Source organism: Loktanella agnita (assembly GCF_046640325.1).
In the GTDB taxonomy this organism is placed as follows: Bacteria; Pseudomonadota; Alphaproteobacteria; order Rhodobacterales; family Rhodobacteraceae; genus Yoonia; species Yoonia agnita.
In genome coordinates this window covers 50,494-71,390 of sequence record NZ_JBJMBF010000019.1, presented here as the reverse complement: position 1 = coordinate 71,390, position 20,897 = coordinate 50,494, and the positions used below count along the sequence as shown (strand labels likewise).

General features: G+C 52.1%; 14 protein-coding genes, 1 tRNA gene and 1 pseudogene. 4 read left to right on the top strand and 12 right to left on the bottom strand.

Features of this window, described 5'->3' with window-relative positions:
* Positions 1–283: 283 nt before the first annotated feature.
* The 5 genes from ACJ5NV_RS17795 to ACJ5NV_RS17775 all read right to left on the bottom strand — a co-directional run bounded on the left by ACJ5NV_RS17795 (position 284) and on the right by ACJ5NV_RS17775 (position 7,147).
* Positions 284–805, bottom strand: a complete 522-nt coding sequence (locus ACJ5NV_RS17795) for a hypothetical protein (RefSeq protein ID WP_411645891.1) — start codon at positions 803–805, stop codon at positions 284–286.
* Positions 806–1,142: 337 nt separating this feature from the next.
* A complete protein-coding gene (locus ACJ5NV_RS17790; RefSeq protein ID WP_411645889.1) occupies positions 1,143–4,268 on the bottom strand; it encodes a metallophosphoesterase in 3,126 nt (1,041 codons plus the stop codon).
* A gap of 529 nt (positions 4,269–4,797) precedes the next feature.
* Positions 4,798–5,796 (bottom strand): hypothetical protein, encoded by a 999-nt coding sequence (locus ACJ5NV_RS17785; protein WP_411645887.1) that lies wholly within the window; start codon positions 5,794–5,796, stop codon positions 4,798–4,800.
* A 289-nt stretch (positions 5,797–6,085) separates the two neighbouring features.
* Positions 6,086–6,160, bottom strand: a tRNA-Asn gene (locus ACJ5NV_RS17780).
* 60 nt (positions 6,161–6,220) lie between these two features.
* Positions 6,221–7,147, bottom strand: a complete 927-nt coding sequence (locus tag ACJ5NV_RS17775) for an MBL fold metallo-hydrolase (RefSeq protein WP_411645885.1) — start codon at positions 7,145–7,147, stop codon at positions 6,221–6,223.
* Between the two features lie 44 nt (positions 7,148–7,191).
* On the opposite strand from ACJ5NV_RS17775, the gene ACJ5NV_RS17770 reads away from it, so the two are divergent.
* Positions 7,192–8,511: an ATP-binding protein gene (locus ACJ5NV_RS17770; RefSeq protein ID WP_411645897.1), complete on the top strand. Its 1,320-nt coding sequence runs from the start codon at positions 7,192–7,194 to the stop codon at positions 8,509–8,511.
* Between the two features lie 412 nt (positions 8,512–8,923).
* Here the strand turns inward: ACJ5NV_RS17770 and ACJ5NV_RS17765 are convergent.
* The 4 genes and pseudogenes from ACJ5NV_RS17765 to ACJ5NV_RS17750 all read right to left on the bottom strand — a co-directional run bounded on the left by ACJ5NV_RS17765 (position 8,924) and on the right by ACJ5NV_RS17750 (position 13,642).
* Positions 8,924–9,965, bottom strand: a pseudogene (locus ACJ5NV_RS17765) (helix-turn-helix domain-containing protein).
* 132 nt (positions 9,966–10,097) lie between these two features.
* Complete coding sequence (locus tag ACJ5NV_RS17760) at positions 10,098–11,960, bottom strand: glycosyltransferase family 2 protein (protein WP_411645884.1); 1,863 nt, start codon at positions 11,958–11,960, stop codon at positions 10,098–10,100.
* Between the two features lie 37 nt (positions 11,961–11,997).
* On the bottom strand, positions 11,998–12,645 hold the full coding sequence (locus ACJ5NV_RS17755; protein ID WP_411645882.1) for a class I SAM-dependent methyltransferase: 648 nt from the start codon (positions 12,643–12,645) through the stop codon (positions 11,998–12,000).
* A gap of 43 nt (positions 12,646–12,688) precedes the next feature.
* Positions 12,689–13,642 (bottom strand): glycosyltransferase family 2 protein, encoded by a 954-nt coding sequence (locus ACJ5NV_RS17750; protein WP_411645880.1) that lies wholly within the window; start codon positions 13,640–13,642, stop codon positions 12,689–12,691.
* A gap of 332 nt (positions 13,643–13,974) precedes the next feature.
* On the opposite strand from ACJ5NV_RS17750, the gene ACJ5NV_RS17745 reads away from it, so the two are divergent.
* Positions 13,975–15,540 carry a hypothetical protein gene (locus ACJ5NV_RS17745; RefSeq protein WP_411645879.1) on the top strand — a complete coding sequence of 522 codons (1,566 nt, stop codon included), beginning with the start codon at positions 13,975–13,977 and terminating at the stop codon, positions 15,538–15,540.
* A gap of 48 nt (positions 15,541–15,588) precedes the next feature.
* Here ACJ5NV_RS17745 and ACJ5NV_RS17740 read toward each other — a convergent pair whose 3' ends face one another.
* The gene (locus ACJ5NV_RS17740) at positions 15,589–16,638 is read right to left on the bottom strand and encodes a glycosyltransferase family 2 protein (protein ID WP_411645877.1); all 1,050 of its coding nucleotides are present in this window, start codon (positions 16,636–16,638) and stop codon (positions 15,589–15,591) included.
* Positions 16,639–16,801: 163 nt separating this feature from the next.
* Between ACJ5NV_RS17740 and aroQ the strand changes: the two genes are divergently transcribed.
* Together aroQ and ACJ5NV_RS17730 are read left to right on the top strand one after the other, a co-directional pair.
* Positions 16,802–17,251 (top strand): type II 3-dehydroquinate dehydratase, encoded by a 450-nt coding sequence (gene aroQ, locus ACJ5NV_RS17735; protein WP_411645875.1) that lies wholly within the window; start codon positions 16,802–16,804, stop codon positions 17,249–17,251.
* Complete coding sequence (locus ACJ5NV_RS17730) at positions 17,244–18,005, top strand: LuxR family transcriptional regulator (protein WP_411645874.1); 762 nt, start codon at positions 17,244–17,246, stop codon at positions 18,003–18,005. Before aroQ ends, ACJ5NV_RS17730 begins: the two co-directional genes overlap by 8 nt.
* 318 nt (positions 18,006–18,323) lie before the next feature.
* Here the strand turns inward: ACJ5NV_RS17730 and ACJ5NV_RS17725 are convergent, their stop codons facing one another.
* Positions 18,324–19,850, bottom strand: coding sequence for a hypothetical protein (locus ACJ5NV_RS17725; protein ID WP_411645872.1), 1,527 nt, complete (start codon positions 19,848–19,850; stop codon positions 18,324–18,326).
* A gap of 128 nt (positions 19,851–19,978) precedes the next feature.
* Positions 19,979–20,851 carry a translation elongation factor Ts gene (tsf, locus tag ACJ5NV_RS17720; protein ID WP_411645870.1) on the bottom strand — a complete coding sequence of 291 codons (873 nt, stop codon included), beginning with the start codon at positions 20,849–20,851 and terminating at the stop codon, positions 19,979–19,981.
* Between the last annotated feature and the right edge of the window lie 46 nt (positions 20,852–20,897).

Sequence of the window (20,897 nt, the reverse complement as noted above, 5' to 3'; positions counted from 1 at the left end):
CGGGCAGCTTCTGCGATTTCGCGCCTGCGGATTAGGTCCGCTTTCCGACCCTCGTACGGCCTGAAGCAAACGGCCCATTCCTGCCTTTTGCCGGATGTTGAGAATGCTGCGCTCGCAGCCCACGTTGCGGACATTGGGGCAACCTTGCCGCATGTTGCAGCCTCGGCAGGTCGGCTATGCGGGACTATGCTGCCGTTCACGGCCGTTGCGCCAAGGGCTGCTTCCGAGGGAAGATGTCGAATGAATTTACATTGACGGAGTGGAGCCTGAAGCAAAAAGGGTGCTACTGGCGCATTGCTTCAATTTCTGCTTGCCATACTTTGGCCTGCTCTTTTTGGTCTGCCGTCGTAGAATCCAGTGGCCGACGTTCGACCTTACGGCCATCAGGCAATGTCACCGTGAGTTTCCAGTACCCGCCTTCAGAGTAGTCAGAATTTCTATGCCAAACCACTTCTGGCTGGCCTATTTCCTTCAGCGCAAACACGTCATTGCGTCTATAGCTGAACGGATAACGATATTTCACACGAACGTCTTGCGTGGCCGCGTCGAAGACCACCTTTTTAGATGGGTTAATAAACACCCAAACAAGCAAAGCCCCGAGCAGTATTGAAATTATTATGCCAAATGGGAATAAAACATAGTGCTCAGGGGGATGCGCGTTTCCGAAAAAGAAGCGCAGAGTGTCTATTGTTAAGGTTACAAATAGCCAAAAACCGAATGCCAGAAACATCAGCCCTATCACACCGGACATCAGTGCCCAAAACCACGGGACAGCGCGTTCTTCAATGGTAACAGTTTTTAACATCACGGCCTCTATTAGGATGTCCGCGTCCAAAACGCTGGATTTTGATTGGATAGTGTGCCGCGAGACCAAAATGTTCGGACAAATTCGTATATCAGCCCATCATAGAGCACCGACACCAGTCAAACGCAATTGCTCTGAATACTGAAAAAGCAGCCATTGATTTGCGACGCAGCATCGGTCGTTCTGGGCTCAGAGCAGACTTGCGGCGTTGCAGCGAGGCGGGCGCATGGTCGATCACGCCTATCTGTGGCTTCCGGCCCAAACCGGTCATTCGCCTCAGGCGCTCGATTTCAATTGTGTCTGTGTTGCGCATTCTTTGCTCAACCGGGCCACACCGTCAACGACCATCGTTGTTAAGGATATTTGCGTTCTGGCTAGCTGCTTTCTCTTTCATGTCTCGAATCATCCTCGCCTTTTTCAACTTGTTGAAGTTGATGCTGCCCACAGGACTGCCAATCCGCGACAACTGCTCAACTACCGCTTCGATATGTTCTCTCTGTGCCTTGTTTCGTCCAGAAGCAAGATATCGTCCTCGAAGCGTACGTAGAGATGCTGTTGCAAAGTTGATATCCTCCTCACTTCTTAGGCTGCTTAGATATGCTTCCCTGTTCTCACCACTAGGAAGGCCGAGAAGCGCATCACGAGCGAAGAGCGCACTCATTGGCGGCAATTCAGGTAACATTTTGCGAAGCGCGGTGGACAGCTGAGGATTCTTCAGTCCTTCGGCAAGAAGTCGTGACATACTATTGGGTGCATTGTATTTGAACTCACGCGCAGATCGATCCGAACTGATCAATGCTTCAGGGTTATTAATCCTGATGCCTCCCACCATGACAACTGGATTGGAAACAATCTCGTCTCGGTAGGCGCAGAGGAAGCCCACCCAAGTCTCCGCCGACTCAAACAGCTTCGATAGATGACTGAGTTTCTCGGCGGCAGGAACTTGAAGGGCGTTCTTTAGAAGTGCTGCATAGAGCCTTAACGAGACTAGCAGTTTCGCCTCTGCTTCCATAACAGCTGTTCGTTTAGCAACGCCGCGACGCCGAATGACCTCCGACAGTTGGGAATTATCGAACCTATCGGCTTGTTCAGGTGTTGCATCTGATCGACCCAAGTTGTCAGCGGCGTTCTCAAATGCCTCCGTTTGGCACGACGTGCCATCCTGTTCGATGCAGGTTGCTCGCCACTCTGCTGCAAGGTCAATACCCGCGTCCGAGTAGTTTTCACGCAAGATGGCTTGTAAGCTGTCAAGTGCAGTCTGTATCGAATTAAGAACGCCTCTTGCTTCAGTGCCTTCCAAGTCACCGTAGAAAGCAACTTCCTTGTTATACTTGAAGAGCGACTCTCCTGTCGTTAGTTCTTCTGAGAACTTCGGATCAGCTTTCATCTGGCGAGCAACAAAGAATGAAAAAAGGTAGTCCCCCCTGAATGTCACCTGCCCCCTAAAAATGGTTAAAATGCCCTTCTCTATGAATTCATCAAGAAGGTGCCGGGGAAGATCCACCAGATACGCGCTTTGGTAGTCGTCGCAAAGTTCATTCCAAGCTTTCTCAGCTATGCCTTGGACATCTTGCTCAAGCATTCGCCGCGCAGCGAAGCTCAGTAGGTCGATTTTGTCACTCGAGGCAAAAGTTCCTTCACGCACATCCTCGATGTCAAAGCGACCTAATAGGCATTCGACGTATCGTTCGAGAAGGCGCGCTTTGTTGATTGGCTTGAACTCTGGATCCTGATTCAGCGTTTCGACCACGACCGCTACGCTGCTCGCGTAAACTGGTTCGTCCATTTGCCTAAAAGATTCTACCACCTGTGAGACGACAAAATCTGTACGCAAGCCGCTGTGTTCGGAAGATCGAAGAGACACCATCTCACGGATATCTGCTACATCCATCTGCGCAAACTCATAGACCTCGTCTGTCTCGAAATTTAGGTTTGGAATGGCGCTACCGACTATCGGAGCTCCACGCTGCTCAGTACTGAGAAAATATATGAACCGAACCTTCGAAAAGAACTTACTAGCAACTTCGCGAAATAAATTGAACTGGTCGACGTTTGCCAACGAAAGGCCATCCACTATGGCACATATGCTCCCCGAGTTCACCAATGCCTCAACTTCAGCATGGCTGTAGCTCACAAGGCATGTCCGACCTATCTCTCTGAGGATCGAAGACTTGTTTATTTTGTGCTCTTTAGCATCAAAGAATACAGGTATCTTCCTAATGCTACTGAACTCATCTGCAATCGTTTTGAAGGTCAAGAACGCTGCGGTAGTTAGGCCCGAATCTAGTGGTGCAATATAGTACTGGTCACGGAAAGAAGATTTGACCAACTGTGTCACGGGCAATGCTGGTTCCTGCCAAATATCGTCCTGATCTCCCGCCACGTTCCGTGCCCTAGGACTTACGAAATTCGAGGTGATCTTGGACTTTGCACGAATATTTGCCCTGTACCATGCTGTATAGTCAAAAGCTTCCGATTCGCTAAATCTCAGCATGAGTGTCTCACCAGAAGGCTTCAAGTTATAGAAAATTTCATCCTCCTCTCTCGGCCTTAATATTCCTTTTGGGGCGAAATCTTCTCCCGGGATGAATTCGCGGCGAGTCTTAGAATAGGCTCGGTACTCTACTTCAAACTTCTTGTGTTCCAAGTTGGCTTGGATAACGGTGTACCCATTGCTGCCCTTTGACCAATCCGACCGCAAAGGTGGCGATTGCATAAAGATGCATCCGGCTCCAGTTCGTGCCAGATTTGTCAAGTCAGTCGCATGAACGTGGCCATAAAGAACTAGATCAAATCGCCTCATGAGTAGTCTTGATACTGCGTCTCGCGTTGTTTCCTCAAGCCAATCGAGGGGATGGTGCAAGAGAGCAATCTTCGTAGTTTCGGAAGGCAAATTTTCCGACAGCTTATCCAAAACATAGGGTTCTAACCTTAGTTTTCCCCTGTCAGTTTCTCCAACAGGTCTCTCGCTCGATAACCAAGTCGTATTCATTCCGACAAACGATAAGCCCCCACGCGTTCGAGAGTAGCCGTAGTAGGTATGATGGTCATATGGCCCAAGAACGTCTTCAATCGTTCTATAGTTCTCAAGAGGATCGCCAACCTCCTCAAAGTTCGGTTGGACCATCTCGCTAGACCTTTGAAAGAGATAAGAGCTGGTCCGATCCGCCAGATGTCTTTCAGTGAATTTGCGGCTCGCAACAGAGCGTTGGATGTCATGGTTTCCAGGGACGACTAAAACTTCATGACCCATCTCTGAAAGCGGCGCGATCAGTGTATCGAAAAGCACCTCGTAGTCTTCATGCCGATCACCAGCCTGCACCAGGTCGCCCGTGAATGCCGTGAACACCCCTCCTTCAGCGTCTAACCGCTGTAGATCCGATTTCAGATATTCAATGCGCTTTCTATTTTCAGCGTCGTTCTTGAAATGGAGATCACTTAGGTGGACGATCTTTGCGTGCATTTCTTTCCTTGCTCTGGTTGAGTTCCCGCCTGTTCTTTCACCATAAGGAGTCAAGTTCTATCCCGCAATGAAGGCGCAGCCATAACGACAGACCAACCCAGAACTTTATCCGGCCCCTCAGGCAAAACTCTAGATTGTCTGATTAGGCCGAGAGTGAGTTCACCGGCAGCGGATGCGAACATGTTGACCAAGACCACTGCACTCTTGGCCACGTTTGCTTTGACAGGTACTGGCTATCTGTACCTGCACTGAATGTCGGCTCTACGTCCCCCCTGTGACGGTGCGCCTTGGGGCGACACTATCACAGCCGACTTCCGCTTCGCCGACCTAGGAGCGGCTTGAGCGCACCTGCAGCCAAAGTCTGCTTCCCGCCCTTCTGTGGAAAAACTAACGTTTGCGAGCGCAGAAATAGTTGTTCCCAATTCGGCGCGCGCGCTTTTCCTGTCAGGCTTTTCGCGTTTGCTGCGGTGTGGGAAAGATCTTGGCCAATTTTCGGAGGTTTTGGGCGGTTGCGGCGAGCAGGAATTCGTCATTTGCGCCGCATGGTCCACGTAATCGAAGCCGGCCCAAACGCATCCCGTTTGTCGCGCGCTCGCACAGTTTCGCGCTTCCGGAGGCGGGACGGTTTTAGGATCGGATCGACGTCAAGTCCTTCGTCACGCGCCCATTCCGCGATTTGGTTCAGGTGTTCGAGGTGACGATTCACAGTGCCGACGGACAGACCGACCTTTTCAGCGGGCAGGATGGCTGATTTTGCCATGACGTCTTCGCGGGTTGCTGTTCGATCTTTCGGGCTTTTTCTCCAGCTTTTAGGCATCTTCGCGAGGTCCGCGCGGAACGCTTTGACGTCCGGTTGGCGAACGCGTGTGATGTCGTCGATACCGGTCAGCATGGTGAAAAGTGCGGCGAAGCTTGGGTAGTGGCGCAGGGTCTTTTCTTCGATTCCTTCGGCGCGTTTGATCGAGTTCATGCGTTCCACCACCTCTAGGAGCTTGGGCGACGGAAGGTCTGGATCAAGAGGCGCGGCTACGGTTTCGACCTGCACTGCCTTTGGGCGCTCCAGCGCCACCTCAAGTGCGGTCTGTGCCGGTACAGATTCGAATTGCGCCGCGGCAAGGGCTCCGTCCTTTTGGCCTGACCAGGCTTTGGCTTTTCCAGACACGTAGAGATCGAGAATTTGCGCGTATTCCATCGTCGAAAGGCTCTCCTCGCCGGACAGTTGCCGATAGGCGTTTGTGATGGCCTTGCGACGCGGGAGACTCACTAGGTCTCGCTGGATCAGGTCGATGTTGTCTAGCACCAGCGTATCCGCATCCGGGGCAGGGGTGTGGTTTACCCCATTCTGGGCAATCCTGCCCCAGGCTTCTGCCATGGCCGCGTCGTGGCGAGCGTCGTCTTCCGGATTGAGGCTGTCGATGCGGGCCATCAATTTAAGCTGATCGACCTTGGCCCTTTGTTCTCGGATCACGGCGGCCAAAAAGGCGCGACCGCGTTCGGGCGTAATGCGATTTTCGACGATATGTTCCATGACCTTATCACTCTCTGCACTGATCTTTCGGGCTAAGATAAGCGCCCGAGTGCGATCCGTCGTCCCCAGTGAGAGCTTGATATCGATGATTTCTGTTGAAAACCTTTGGGTTTTCCGCCGCCATTGGTAGACGTCACCGCGTTTGGACAGGTGGGGTTGAATATGCAAAATCTCTCTCCGTTCGTTAAAACGGATGGATCACTTTGCCTGCGTTGGTGGAGCACTGCGGTGCCACAGTTAATTACCAACTCATACAGAAGCCATTAAAACCAATAACTTAAGGGTAAGTTGGCTCCGACGGTAGGGATCGAACCTACGACCAATTGATTAACAGTCAACTGCTCTACCGCTGAGCTACGTCGGAACACTCGACGCCGTATAGCAATGCGATTCAGCCTCGTCCAGAGGGTAAAGCATCATTTTTTCAATCAACAGCATCTTCTTGATCAAGCCTAAAAACAGCCGTCGGCGAGAGGGCAGGGGTGGCGGTCACGAGACCCTTGACATGCAGGTCAATCAAATGTGCGAAGACGTTGCGCGTCGCTGCCGGATACAGCGCCGGGCCGATCTCTTCATAGATTTTGAGCATCAATTTTTCTGCTGTGGCGCCGCCATGTGCCAACACCGTCAGTATCTGATTCTCACGCGTACGACGGTGGCCGATCAGCCAATCAATTCGCGCAGCGGGTTCGTAAATCGGTGCTCCGTGACCGGGATAGTAACACTGTGCGTCACAATTTTGCAGTTTCGCACAAGAGGCCATGAAGTCAGTTAAATCGCCATCAGGCGGCGAGACAAGAGAACTAGCCCATCCCATGACCAGATCGCCTGTGAAAACCGTGTCATTCCACGCAAAACAGAGATGATTTCCCATATGGCCGGGCGTATGTAGCGCAGTGATTTGGCCCCAAGACCCTGTGATCACGGCATTGTCGGGCAAGGCTTCATCCGGGGTAAAATCGGGATCAACGCCTTCGCCACCACCGACCATCCCGTCCAGTGCCAGCGCTTGCATGATTGCACTTCGGCCAGATTCACTATCACCGTAAGCGCAGACAGGCGCATCGTAGAATAGGGCCAGCGGACGGGCGAGGGGGCTGTGATCAATGTGGCTATGCGTGACGAGGATATGGCTTACATCACGAGCGCCGATTGTCGCCTGCAGCGCGGACAGATGGGCGGGGTCGTCAGGACCCGGATCAATTACCGCCACAGGGGCACTACCAAGAATGTAAGTATTCGTGCCCAAGTTTGTCATCGGCGATGGATTTGGCGCAAGCAGCAGCGTCAAAAGCGGGTGCAATTCAAAGGGCACACCTGGTTCGGGTTCGAATTCGCGATGCGTTGTCATGTTCTTCGCTTTCCGTTTTGGCCGCGGGGCGCTAGCCTGTGCTCATGATTTTCCGCTTGCTAAAACACTATATGCCGCGTGGCATCTACGCCCGCGCTGCGCTGATCCTGATTTTGCCGGTGCTGCTGCTGCAACTTCTGGTCTCGGTTGTCTTCATCCAACGCCATTTTGACGGTGTCACGCGCATGATGACAAGTGCGGTCAGTATCGAGCTCCGGTTTTTAGTGGACACAGTGAATGACTCTCCGACTCTGGCAAGCGCACGGGACGCGCTATCGCGCCTCGATGCACCTCTGGAGATCGTGACTGGGCTGCCTGCAGACGATGTTCCGGCTGCAGATATTAAGCCGTTTGTCGATCTGACTGGACGTACGGTAATCAACCGTCTGCGTAGCGGCGTTGCCAGTGTCGCGGCCATATCTCTTGCCGATCGCAGGCGCGTGCATCTGTGGGTCGATACGATGCATGGACCACTAAAAATGGAATTCAGCCGCCGTCGGGTCTCGGCCTCCAACCCACACCAACTACTGGTGATCATGGTGGTCATGGGTGCGCTGATGACCGGAGTTGCCTATGTTTTTCTACGCAATCAGCTACGGCCGATCAAGCGAATGGCAGCAGTGGCGGCGGATTACGGCAAGGGTCGGATCACGCCGTTCACGCCGACGGGAGCGGTCGAGGTGCGCAGCGCAGGCATGGCGTTTCTGGACATGCGCAACCGGCTGGAACGGCAGACGCAAAGCCGGACGATGATGTTGTCGGGCGTTAGCCACGACCTGCGCACGCCGCTCACACGTTTCCGGCTTGGCCTATCTATGCTTGATGACGACGATGTGCAGCCGCTCTTGCGCGACGTGGATGACATGCAGCAACTGTTGGATGCATTTCTGGATTTTGCGCGCAGCGATGCAGGCGACAACCTTGAACCGACGGTACCTGGCGATCTGATTTTGGCCGCACTCGACGATGCGCATCGGGCAGGGCAGGCCGTCAGCCTCGCCGGGATCGAGGGCAGCAGCGAAGTCGTTGGATTACGGCCCATGGCCATCCGCCGCGCGCTTGACAATCTTATCAGCAACGCCTTGCGGTACGCCACACGGGCTGAGATCGGAGTCAGCGTCACAGAACGCGCTGTGCGGTTCTGGGTCGAAGATGACGGGCCTGGCATTCCCGCTGAACAGCGCGAAGACGCGATCAGCCCGTTCGTCCGGCTTGATCCATCTCGCAACCAAGACAAGGGCAGCGGCGTCGGTCTTGGATTATCCATCGTCGCAGATATCGCGCGAACCCATGGCGGCGTCCTGCGATTGGGTGACAGTAAACGACTCGGGGGGTTGCTAGCCGAACTGGTGCTGGCGCGATAAAGTTTCCATGTTGCAACTAAGTAGAAATGCAACTGGGTTTGCAAAGCAGAAGTGTCACCACAGGGCGAGATGTGAGCAAAGCCTGACAGGGTGGAGACCTCAAATATCGCAGCCCTGGCTGGCTTTGCGGTTACAGCGTTACTCGGTGGTCACCTATCCTTGCTTTTGGAATTCCACCGCCTGATTTGAAGCCCACATTTGTTTGAGTTACCTTCCAAGACAGACGGCGTAGCGCATGGCGATCAGGGTAAGCGCTATGGTGGTAATTGTCCGGAATGTTGCCCTGACAAATGGCAACCGGGAGCTTTGGTGGGTTCGAAACCATCTACGCCGCCGCTTTCAGGAAACAAATTCGGTTTGTCACTTGGAAGCTTTGGCCTCAGCAGCTCGTTCAGCGCGTCTGCGCTCGTAGTCAGCTTCCATCTTTGAAGGTCGCCCTGGTGAACGGCGACCAGTCTTTTTTGTAGCCGTTCCTGGCGCTTTCTGGTTTGACCTTCGGTGGCGGTGCAGCCTTCTCCTGTTCTTTTTTGATGTGTGCCAGAACGGCACTCAGATGCTTGTTATCTGTGATCGCGGCATGGGTCACGCGCTGTTGGTGCGGGTAGAAAATGCTGCAGGGCAGGGCGACGCCTTTAGCGCGCACCTGAATACGCCCGCCTAGCATCTCATAGACATCGACGTATTTGCAAACCAATCCGCGCGTCAGATCATTCACCTCAAGCCGGATTCGCTTGCGGTCGTACTTGAGCGTCAAATCCTTAGTGACATAGTGCTTGTCGCGCAGACAGAAGACCTCTGCGAGGCGATCCGGTTCGATGTTCAAAGCGCGCTGCAGATTCTCAGATTTGGCCGGAACCTTTGCAAACTTGGCATTGCAGCGCTCTGCGAAACCCGCAAGAAATGAGTTACCGCCCTCCATGTTCGAGATACCGGCGATGCGCAGTTCCTTTACCAGCCGATCCTGCAGCATCCTGTTCACGCGTTCGACGCGGCCTTTGGCTTGGGAAGAATTGGCACAGATGATCTCGATGTTCAGCAAAGCATTCCCGGCGCAAGCGCGGCTGATGAAACATTCGGTGTTGCTTCCGGGACAGCCAGATACCCGCACCCTGCATCCACCTGCGCACCGTCTCGCGTGAGACTGTGAACCCGTGATGCTCGTCTAGCATCTCAGCCGCCAGAGTCGGCCCAAAGTCCGCGTAGCTCTCCTTGATGATTCTGAACGCATAATCGCGCTTCGCATGATGAATGCGATTGTTCGGAGGTTTGCCGCGCGCCTTGTGCCGGATCGCAGATGCGCCATCTAGCCGATATCGCTTCAACAACCGAAAAATCCGCCGACGCGTCAGAGCCAACATGTTTGAAGCATTGTCGACGCTCAGCCGTCCGTCATCGACCTGCGCCAGTACTTCCATGCAGTTCAACTCGCGCTCGCTCATAACCACACATCCCATGTCTGCTCACACTCATTGATTTTTGAGGGCAGAGTGACATTCCTGAATTGCTCATGGGTGACATTTTAGCTTTGCTGCTACATTTCCAAAATGCGTATAATCAGTATTATGTTAAATTTTTAATTTGTGACTTTAGACTTCCACTGCTAGGTATTGCTTGTTTATCGCACTGATACGACGAGCACCTGCATAGCAATCTCTGCCAAGAAACTTGTGCATACCATGCGCTAGTGCATCTTGCTCATATGAGTTCGTTACAAGCATCCCACCTGGCTTTGTCTTTTGCGCAAGCAGTTCCAAAATCACCGCAGCGCGTTGCGGAGTACGGCTGCCGTTCAGGAATGCAACGTCAAAGAAATTATCTTCAAACAGTTTCAACACAGATCCGGGTTGTGCGCGACAAATGCGAAAACGCCCCGATTTGATCTGCTCAGCATATTGCATCACCATCGCGAAAAATTCTGCGTCACGCTCCCGGCGGGCTTCAGACACGTTGTGTGCTGCAATATTGATTGCGAACTCGGCATCCCGCATGCCCCATGGGTCGATAACGTATAGTGTCTCCAGCCGATCCAGCGCCAACAGGTCATCAATTAATTCAAAGCGACGACCGCCCACGAGCAGCCAAGTTTTCTGTTTTTTGTTCGCAATCTCTTTCAGGAAAGCGCCCCGACGACGGCGAAGTCGCATCTGTCGCGGGCTCAGTGCAGGACGTGGCTGATCAATTTTATCGAGAAGCGACTTTGGCAATGGCGGTAGCGTCTCATAACCACCGGTATCAGGGGTCAAAAAAGTGCTCAGAACTGACTGGACCTCAGCCTGGCTCACCGGTGTTTCAAGCGCATCGCAATTGGCAAACCAAGGCAATGTGCCAACAAGCAGCCTTGTCCGGGTTTCTTGATATCTTGTCACCTGCATCCAGCGCAGGAATAATTTCGCATCAAAATCCGCAGCTTCAAAGGCCGCGTTTGGGTCGCTCAATACCAAGTCTTTGACCTGAACTATTCTATCATGCCCAAAGTCCGCAAATTTTGAAATGAAATCATTTGCTTGTGGTGTCTTCCTAAGCGCAGTTATTCGATCTTTGTGAAACGCTACGGCCTCATCATGCAATGCTCCCAAAACAGGGTCCGCGCGCAGACGGTCATAGATTTCTTTCACGGCTGGCACCGTATCAAGGATCGAGGTTTCCGCGATGGCATTCCAACAATGTAGCCGCCAGTAGGTTTCACCGGATGATTCCATTTTTCCGTGAAAGCTGGTTGTATTGACGTCGCCGCGCATCCGTTTCATCAGATAAGAGCTGAGGCTGCGCACTGCGTAATGGTTCATGCGCGCAAGGCTGTCTCCATACCCAATGCCATTCAGACAGAAAGCCCAGCCTTGACGTTCATAACCGGGCATCGGATCCCCTGCACCGTCCGCCCACCGAATCTCGCGAATACGATTGGGGCGCGCCTTTTTCGGCCGATGGGTGGAGACAAAGCGATACACACCATTGTTGCGGTACAGTGATTTCAACGCACGGGTCTGTTGCGGCATCACCTGCTGTGGTTTTGCAGCCCAGACCATTTGTTCGGTGATGAATTTATCTTCGAAATCAACCACCTTACTATGTCCGAACAACCGCCATGCAAAGGCAAATACATTAGCATGTGGCGCGGCATCGAATAGCGCATCCAAAGTCCGATCCCCGACCTTGATATCCAGAAATTCATCCGCATCGCAAACCATCACCCATTCCGCTTCCTTGAACTTAGGGTGCGCCATGGCATTGGCATAAGCTGACGCCTGCGGGCCAAGCTTCCATGGTCCCGGATTGTCGATATGGGAAGCGATGCCAAGTTCTTCTAACCGGGCAATGATTTTGTCCGTTCCGTCAGAACAATCATTGGTGTTGATGATAAAATGGTCGAACCCAAGGAACAGATAGTAAGCAATCCATTCCAGAATGAACGGCCCCTCATCTTTCATGGTCGAAACGATCAGCCGCATGTCAAAAACTCACGTAGTACAGGAAAATGCCAACTAATCAGCCGTTTTCCTCTGCGGTCTCGAGAACTTCAATGGCGATCTGTGCGCCGACAATCGCGCGGATTCGCAGATCACGTGGATGCTGGCCCAGAAACTCGTTAATCGCGCGGATCACACCATCACCCCACCAACCACGGCGGTGATAGTCGTCAAAAGCCATGATCCCGCCCTTTTTAATCTTGGGAAACAGTGCCGCCAGATCAGCTGAAACACCTTCATAGGAATGATCGCCATCCACATATGCGAACGAGATGCTCTCATCGGCGAACTGCTCTAGCGCAGGAACCGAAAAATCGCGGACCAGTGCCACCTTGCCTGATTCAATTTCGTCGCTAAACTTATTGATAACCTTATCGAAAATCTTGTCCATCTTGGACTTCCCGGTGCGACCAACGAACGCCTCAGCGTGGCTGTCATCGTCGATATGGGCCCAAGGATCGATCAAAACAAGCTTGTCAGGGGCAATAAGCTCCAGAATGGTTGGGGAAAATTCCCCCTGCCAAACGCCGATCTCGACCGCGATGCCACCGCTTGGCAGCTTTTGCAAGAACTTGCGACGCACTACATCTTTCGATACCCGCCGCTTTTTCTTTGCTCCTTTGTCCGTGCTCTCGCCCGGTAGTTTTCCGATGATTTGCTTGGTCATGTTTATCCTTCCCAATGAGTCTAGTCGAATGCCGTATTCGTAGCTAGGTCTCGGGGTTTAAAAGTTTTGCGTATCCTTCAAGACAGGCCGCATGCGCTGCTGCCACCTCAGGAAGCTTTAGGAGTTCATTCATCTTCTGCGTCACCGGCTCTACACATTCAAGCATCCGGCTATCGGAAACCGCATTCTGATTATAGATCATCCAGTACCTCTCGCGAAACCGAATGGCACGATCGTCCGAATCCAACGCTTTAGTACCCTGCCCTCGCCGACGCTTTCCTTCGAACGATTCACGACTCTTCACAGGATAGTGAAAAATCGCTGCGTTTTCATGTGATACCAGTTCCATCGGTGCATCGCCTTGCTTGTGGCGCGCGCGTGATGTCCAACGATAAGCCTCATCATGCATCGGCTTAAAGGATGTATTCACGATGCGCCCACCGCTTTCGCGAAAATCGGATTTCATAAACGGTCGGTGAAGCCCGAAACCACGCACCTTGTTTGACCTTTTGAAAAGACTTTTATACATAATATTGCGGCTTGAATTCTCGGGTCCCCGATGAAGGAATTGTTCAATCACAAGTCCGGGTGACCACTTTTCGACACCACCGCTGCCGAAGTTCAACCAGTTGATACAGACGACATCAGCAATCTCAGACATGTTTTCCGCCATGTCGCGAACATCATTGTTCCAATGCGTACAATATAGAAACTCGTCCACGTCCAGCCAAATCAGCCAGTCGGCCGCCTGTAGTTCAGGGTGATCAAATGCGATGTCAGCGGCCACAAATTGTGGTGCTTGGCTAGGCGCGAGCTGTTGTAGTACATGCGTAAGAACGCCTGCACGATCCAACGTATCAAGGAGTTCGGTCGTGCCATCGGAAGAATCGTTACTATACACCACGATTGGATCAAAGCCACGCAATAGGTGATACGCGACCCATTCGAGCAGGAACGGCCCTTCATCCCTGACGCAGGACAACAACCCTACCTTCATGATGCGGAATACCTATGTAGATGATTAAAAAACACGTGCGAGCAGACGTCAAAACAATATTTGTTGATACCGAAGAGATTCTCCGGAACTGTACATGTGCTACGTGACATAAGTTACCTATTACAATTCTGCTCAACGATTGATGACCAAGCGTTTGACGAAGTCTATCACCTACCATATTCAGTTGGAAACCGCGTCGGCGCAAAAACTTGCATCACCATCCCGATCAACATGTTGTTGGTCACCGTGTGAGCCGACCTTTCCGGGCCGCAGAGGTTCATTATTGTGAGCATTGTTTGGCTCATTCGGCTGAGAGATAGGAAGCTTCTGCTATGGCACGTGAAGAGTATACAATTGCGGCACTGTGGATGGAAGGCCCGCTCAGCTATCTGGAACAGCTATGCCTGAAATCCTTCATAGATGCCGGGCATCACGTACGGCTTTATCATTACGGTCCTTTGCAGAACGTGCCTGATGGCATAGAACTGGCATCTGCCGATGATATTCTTCCGCGCACCGATTTTTTGCAGCACAACCGAACAGGCAGTCCCGCACTGCATTCGGATCTGTTCCGGTACAGGTTGCTATCGATGTCGGAAAAGACGATCTGGGCCGATACGGACGCCTATTGCGCGCTTCCATTCCGCACCAAGAGTGGACATTTCTATGGCTGGGAGTCTGATGTAAACGTTAATGGTGGTGTTCTTGGCTTGCCACAGGACAGTGATACACTTGGTGCTCTGCTTGAATACACGCGTGACGAATTCGCCATCCCTAGCTGGTACGGTGAAAAATATCAGCGTAAGTTGCAGCATGCACGCGACGCGGGGCAGCCGGTACATGCGAGCGAACAGCCCTGGGGCGTGTGGGGGCCGCATGCACTAACGCATTTTCTTCATGAAACGGGGGAAATTGAATATGCCTTTGCACGGCATGTGCTTTATCCATTCAGCTTCAGCGATCGGCGTGAAATGCTGCGGCCTATCAAAAACATCGAGAATTATATCAAGCCGGACACGGCCTCCATTCACTTTTACGGACGTCGTGTCAGACCGCGCCTAGCCCGCCGGAACGATGGCCTGCCGATTCCGGGAAGCGTGATATACGATCTTGTAAAAATGCACGGGATTGAGCCTGAAAAAGCACCTGTCCCCCAGCCGAAAGGCATGCAAAGCGAAAAATCCGGGGGGTCAACAATGAAGACGGCCAACACTACACCATCTCCGCTGTTGAACCTTTCAGATCTTGCGTTGGAATTCGGATCGGACAAGGGGCCAAGCAAACACCGCTATACCGAACTCTATCAGATGTTGTTGCACCCTTTCCGTGACCAGCCTGTCAACTTTATGGAAATGGGGCTGCTGATTGGCGGGCCAGAGCATAATGTTGAAAAGGACCGCGAGACAAAGGATTTGCCCTCCATCCGGATGTGGCTGAAGTTTTTTGAGACGGCGCAGGTCCATGGCCTTGATATCTCCGATTTTTCTTGGTTCGAACATGAACGCTTTACCTTTCATCGTTGCGATATGGATAAGCGCGAGAATATCGCCTTGGTTGCGGAAACATTGCCCAAGATGGACATCATTCTCGATGATGCATCACACGCGTCACACCACCAACAATATGCGTTTCTAGAGCTCTTTGATCGTCTCAAGCATGGCGGCCTTTACATCATCGAAGACCTACGCTGGCAGCCGCCGCATATGGAAAGGCCAAATTTCACAAAAACGGCTGCACTTTTTGACGGTTTCCAAAAATCCAGGTTATTTGAGCATAGTGACAAGGCTCTTCAGGCCGAGCTAGAGCAGGTCGCAGACCAAATTTCCGGGTGCTTCGTCTTTCAAGCAAAATATAACAAAAAACGGCAGGATCAGGTGGCAGTCATTCACAAAAAATGACTGCCACCTGATCCTATACGTGCATCACGACCTTCATTCGCAAGCGCATTACGCGGTAGTAGACGGTCCAACATCTTGTATTTTAAGGTTCCAAGACGTTCTGGTTTGGCGGTCTTTTGGATGACAGGCAACCGGTGGTGAGTTGCAGATCTTATGATAGAGCCTTTTGTAATCGTCTTCTTTTGAAAGCTCTTTCAAAAGCGACTTATGCCAGCGGAAACCGCGACGATGGAGTTTATCCAACGCTTCATCCGCCCGAAAAACTGCCAGTTGTGAACGCATTGCAGCGGCGTATCGATGAATACTCTCATCAGGTACGCCACCGCGGTTCCACCTGTCCCAATAGCTGGTGTCAATCATCTGTCCTGTATGCGACGATCTACCGCGCAGACGTTTGAGAAGATATGACTGTGCAGAGCGTACAGCGTAGTGATTGACCTGCGCAACGTCGTGGCCGAAGGGTGGCGGCACATGGTTGCCCATCTGCATATTGGATGCATCAATCCCGCCAGGGCGTACCCAGATCAACTTGCCATCGTCCTCGTCGCGCAGCAGTGGATTATGTGATCCGAAACGCAGGTATGTCTCGTTATTGCGGAAAAGTGATTTCACAAATCGCCGCCCTGCCCCGCCTTCTTCATAGGAAGGTTCAGCATCAGTAAATTGCTCGGTCACCAAAGAATCACGCAGCACATATCGTCCGTTATTCGAAAATATCCGCCATGGGATCTGGATCACATCGACATCATCGCCGCCACTCGCCGCAATCAGCGCATCAACGGTGTTATCACCAGCGTGGATATTCAAAAACTCATCGGCATCGGTCACATAGACCCATTCCGCTTCTTTGACGACGTTCAGCGCGCGCGCGCGTCGCAGGGCTGATCGGTGCACACCACCACGTCCTGGCTTATGAGAACGGAAAGTCAGGTAGCCCAGCTCTTGCAGCCGAGTAAGCAATTCGTCAGTGCCATCCGTACAGTCATTTGTAAAAACGACGATGTGATCAAAACCGATGATCAGATGATGCGCCACCCATTCCAGAATATAGGGGGCCTCGTTCTTCATCGTGGTGATGATGACCTTGGAATGGGGCACTTGGACAGTCTCACTTCGGGCTACGGCAGCAAAAATCGATACATATTTCTATCCGCTATTGCGGATCATGCACAGGGATAGACCATCCAGACTATCGCATCCAGTGGCCGAGCGGCGGAAATTAGCCTTTTGGCTAGGTAGTTAAAAGTGTTAAAGCACGTTCATGAAACGCTCTCTTCTCATTCTGAACGGTCCTAACCTGAATCTGCTCGGCACCCGCCAGCCAGAGGTCTATGGATCGACCACCCTCAAGGACATCGAAAACCTTTGCGTAGCCAAGGCGTCCGCGCTTGGCGTAACGCTCCATTTTGAGCAATCAAATCATGAAGGCAAGCTGATCGACGCGATCCACGCGGCACAAGGCAAGCATAATGGAATCATTCTTAACGCCGGCGCCTACACGCATACATCAGTCGCACTGATGGATGCGATTGCATCTGTCGCGCTGCCGGTGGTCGAACTGCATCTGTCGAACATCCACGCAAGAGAGACGTTCCGACACAAATCCTATATTGGCCGGGTGGCGGTCGGGCAGATTTGTGGCTTTGGCGCGGCAGGATACCCGCTGGCCATGGACGCACTCCTGTCCCATATCGGAGACATCAATGACTGATTTTGTGAATCAGCTCGACAAGCTGACAAACGCACGCTCTGTCGAAGAGCTCTGGGATATTCATACGACACAGATGGGCGGCTACGGGTTTGACCGGCTGATGTATGGTTTTACCCGCTACCGGACGTCCAGCTCGCTGGGGGATCCGCAAGATTGGGTGCTGCTATCGACGCAAAGCCCTGAATACATGCGGATGTTCTTTGACGAAGGCTATTACTATCACGCGCCGATGCTGAATTGGGCGCTCGCCAATGATGGTGCGTGCAGCTGGCGCTGGATGATGGATATGAACCGCATCGACAACCTGACGCCCAGTGAAAAGCGGGTGATGGAATTCAACAGACAGATGGATGTCACTGCAGGCTATACGATCAGCTTCCGCTCGATCTCGGAGCGGACCAAGGCTGCCATTGCGCTGACCGCCAAAGCCGGGATCAGTCAGGATGCGGTTGAACAGACTTGGGCCAAGCATGGCGACGAAATTATCGTCATGAATAACGTCATGCACTTGAAGCTGCTCACCCTGCCCTATTCCGGTGAACGGCACCTGACCAAACGGCAGCGCGAGGTGTTGCAATGGGTTGGTGACGGCAAGACCACGCAAGACATCGCACTTTTGCTGGGGCTCACATCGGCAACTGTCGAAAAACATTTACGACTGGCACGCGAAGCGCTGGATGTGGAAACAACTGCACAGGCCGTACTCAAAGCTGCCTTCTACAACCAAATGTTCATCATGGATGTCGAAGTTTGACGCAATCTTGTTACATCTGACGTGGCGGAAAAAATTATTAAAAGACGCAGGGTCAGGTTTCCCTGACTTTCTTAACTTGACGTAAATCGGCAAATTATCCGTGTTCCGTGAGTGGTGGCCTTAGGCCTGGGAACAGCGGGTATAAACCTTGTGATTTCAGGGCTCTGATACCTGTGCCGGGTAACCGGACGCTGACGTCCAGGGTTTGCCTATGGGCGTCAGCCGCCGATGCTGGTCTGTCCCCGTCCCGTTTGGACAGGCACTGCGATCGTAGCGGCACCGCGTTTCTCCCGAGCGCGGTGCCGCGTCTTTTCAATATCAGGCGATGTCAGACAAAGCCGTGAACGCAAGATAGTCGAAGTACGCGTCAGGTACATCTTCAGCAGTGTCATAATTCACGGTTTGATTGCCATCTTCACCGTAGGTTGTCACGCTGAGCAGCCACGTCTCATCACCGTCGCCATCGACACGCACTCTTTCACTGCGTTCACCATCTTCAAAATTGAAAATGATCGTGTCGCCATCATCATAAATAGTTGCACGGGATTCGATCTGACCGGAGGAGCTATATAAGGTTTCGATGCTACTCCATTCGGCATTTCCACCATCCACGGGTGGCGTATCAAAGGTTGGGTGATACCCATCAGCTTTAAGTGATGAGAACAATACACCATTCTCAAATCGGTCCAGCTTCACATCGCCGTTGTCATAGGTTGTTTCGCGGAAGCTAATTAAACCACTGACCTCATAGGATTCAGTGATCGTTTCCCATGGTTTTACGCCACTATCGGCAGGTACGTTTTCCGAAATTGGCATAAAACCATCGCCAATATAGACCCGCCAGAGTGATCCTTGTTGGTAAGTCTCAAACCTGACAACGCCATCGTCAAATTCGTATGTTTTGCCGAATATTTCACCATCCGGGTGGTAATCGGTGATCAGTCGCGTCCATGCCATAGAACCGCCATCCTCCGGGGGGGCCTCACCGAGAGTCGGATCAAATCCATCAGTCTTGATTGTAGACTGTAATAGCCCCGGGAACCCATACGCACTATAGTAGCCTTGCTCGACAATATAATTGTCATAGATGATCTTGTGCCCAGTTAATATTCCGCCCGAGTAACTATAGGCCCGGAAATCCCAAGAGAACGCGCCGCCATCTGTAGGCGGAGCGCTCCCAGACCACGGGTTATACCCATCAAACTCCGCCTTGAAAGTGATTTGGCCATCTTCGAAGCCTTCATCTCTATATATGCCATTATCGAATTCTGTTTTGCGGCTTTCAATAAGGCCCCAGCTATCATAACTGGTTTTGCGTTGGGTCCATGATTTCACACCGCCATGTTCAGGTGGCGTACCGTCACCTATCTCGAATCCATCAGTTTCAACAACGCTTCGGAGCCATCCACCGTTAAAAAGCTCGGAGCGGATCACACCATTGTCATAGGTTATAACCCGATCTGAAATCGTTCTTCCTACGGAATTTGTTTCGATTGTTGTCCAGTTCGCAATGTCATCAAGGTCTTCTTCAAGGGTCATTTCCACAGACCCATCAATCATTTCTGTCAATGCGCGACCATCATCATATATGGTATAACGTTCTTCCAAGCGGCCGGTCGCATCATATGACATCAGGACTGAGGTCCACGGTTTGATCCCGCCATCATCACCGGTGTCAGTTTTAAGCAGTGAGGTCATCTGTCCGCTCTCAAATGTTTCTAGCGCGCTGATACCGTCATCAAAATTAATAGTGCGGGTGAGCATGACACCGTTGTCATCAAACTCAATTTCTATACTCGTCCAAGGATACTGATTATTTTCGTCAACAATCGTTTCCACAGGCATCGGGATTCCTTTAATTGGGTTGTATTGGACCCTCACAATTACACCTAGAAATAGATTCGAGTACCCTTGTTTTGAAATAAAAAAGCCCGCTCATTTGAGCGGGCTTTTAATTGAAAATTCGGTAAAGATCAGCTATTCAGCTTAGCCACTTCAGCCGCGAAATCTTCTTCAGCTTTTTCGATGCCTTCGCCAACTTCCAGGCGAGCATAGCCGGTGATTTCGACACCGGCGTCTTTTGCAGCCTGGGCAACAGTCAGGTCAGGGTTCACCACGAATTGCTGGTTCAGCAGCGTGACCTCGGCCATGTATTTCTTCATCCGGCCAACAATCATCTTTTCGATGACAGCCTCAGGCTTGCCGCTTTCGCGAGCGATATCCATCTGGACCTGCTTTTCCTTCTCGACCACTGCCGGGTCAAGATCATCCTCGGACAACGACGCAGGGTTGGCGGCAGCAATATGCATCGCAACCTGACGGCCGAATGCCTCATTGTCGCCCGTCATGGCGACCAGCACGCCGATATTGCCCATACCGGGGGCAGCAGCATTGTGGACGTAGTTCACCACGGTACCACCTTCAAGCGCAACCATCCGACGCACGGACATGTTTTCACCGATCACGGCAACAGCGTCTGTCACAGTCTGCTCGACGGATTTCCCGTCGATCTGCGTGCTTTTCAGCCCGTCCAGATCGCTCGCATCCAAGGCGGCGTTGGCGATCTTGCCGACCATTTTTTGGAAGTCAGCATTTTTCGCAACAAAATCTGTTTCGGAATTCACTTCGATCGCGACGCCTTTGCCGTCTTTAACAGCAACTGCGACCAGACCCTCGGCCGCTGTACGGCCAGCCTTCTTGGCCGCTTTGGCCAGACCTTTGGTGCGCAGCCAATCAACAGCCGCGTCCATGTCGCCATCATTTTCGGTCAACGCCTTTTTGGCGTCCATCATGCCTGCGCCTGTAGTGTCGCGCAGCTCTTTCACCATTGCAGCGGTGATTGCCATTTTAATTCTCCTTGACGGAATGAATGCATTCCGGGCGGGGCATAGT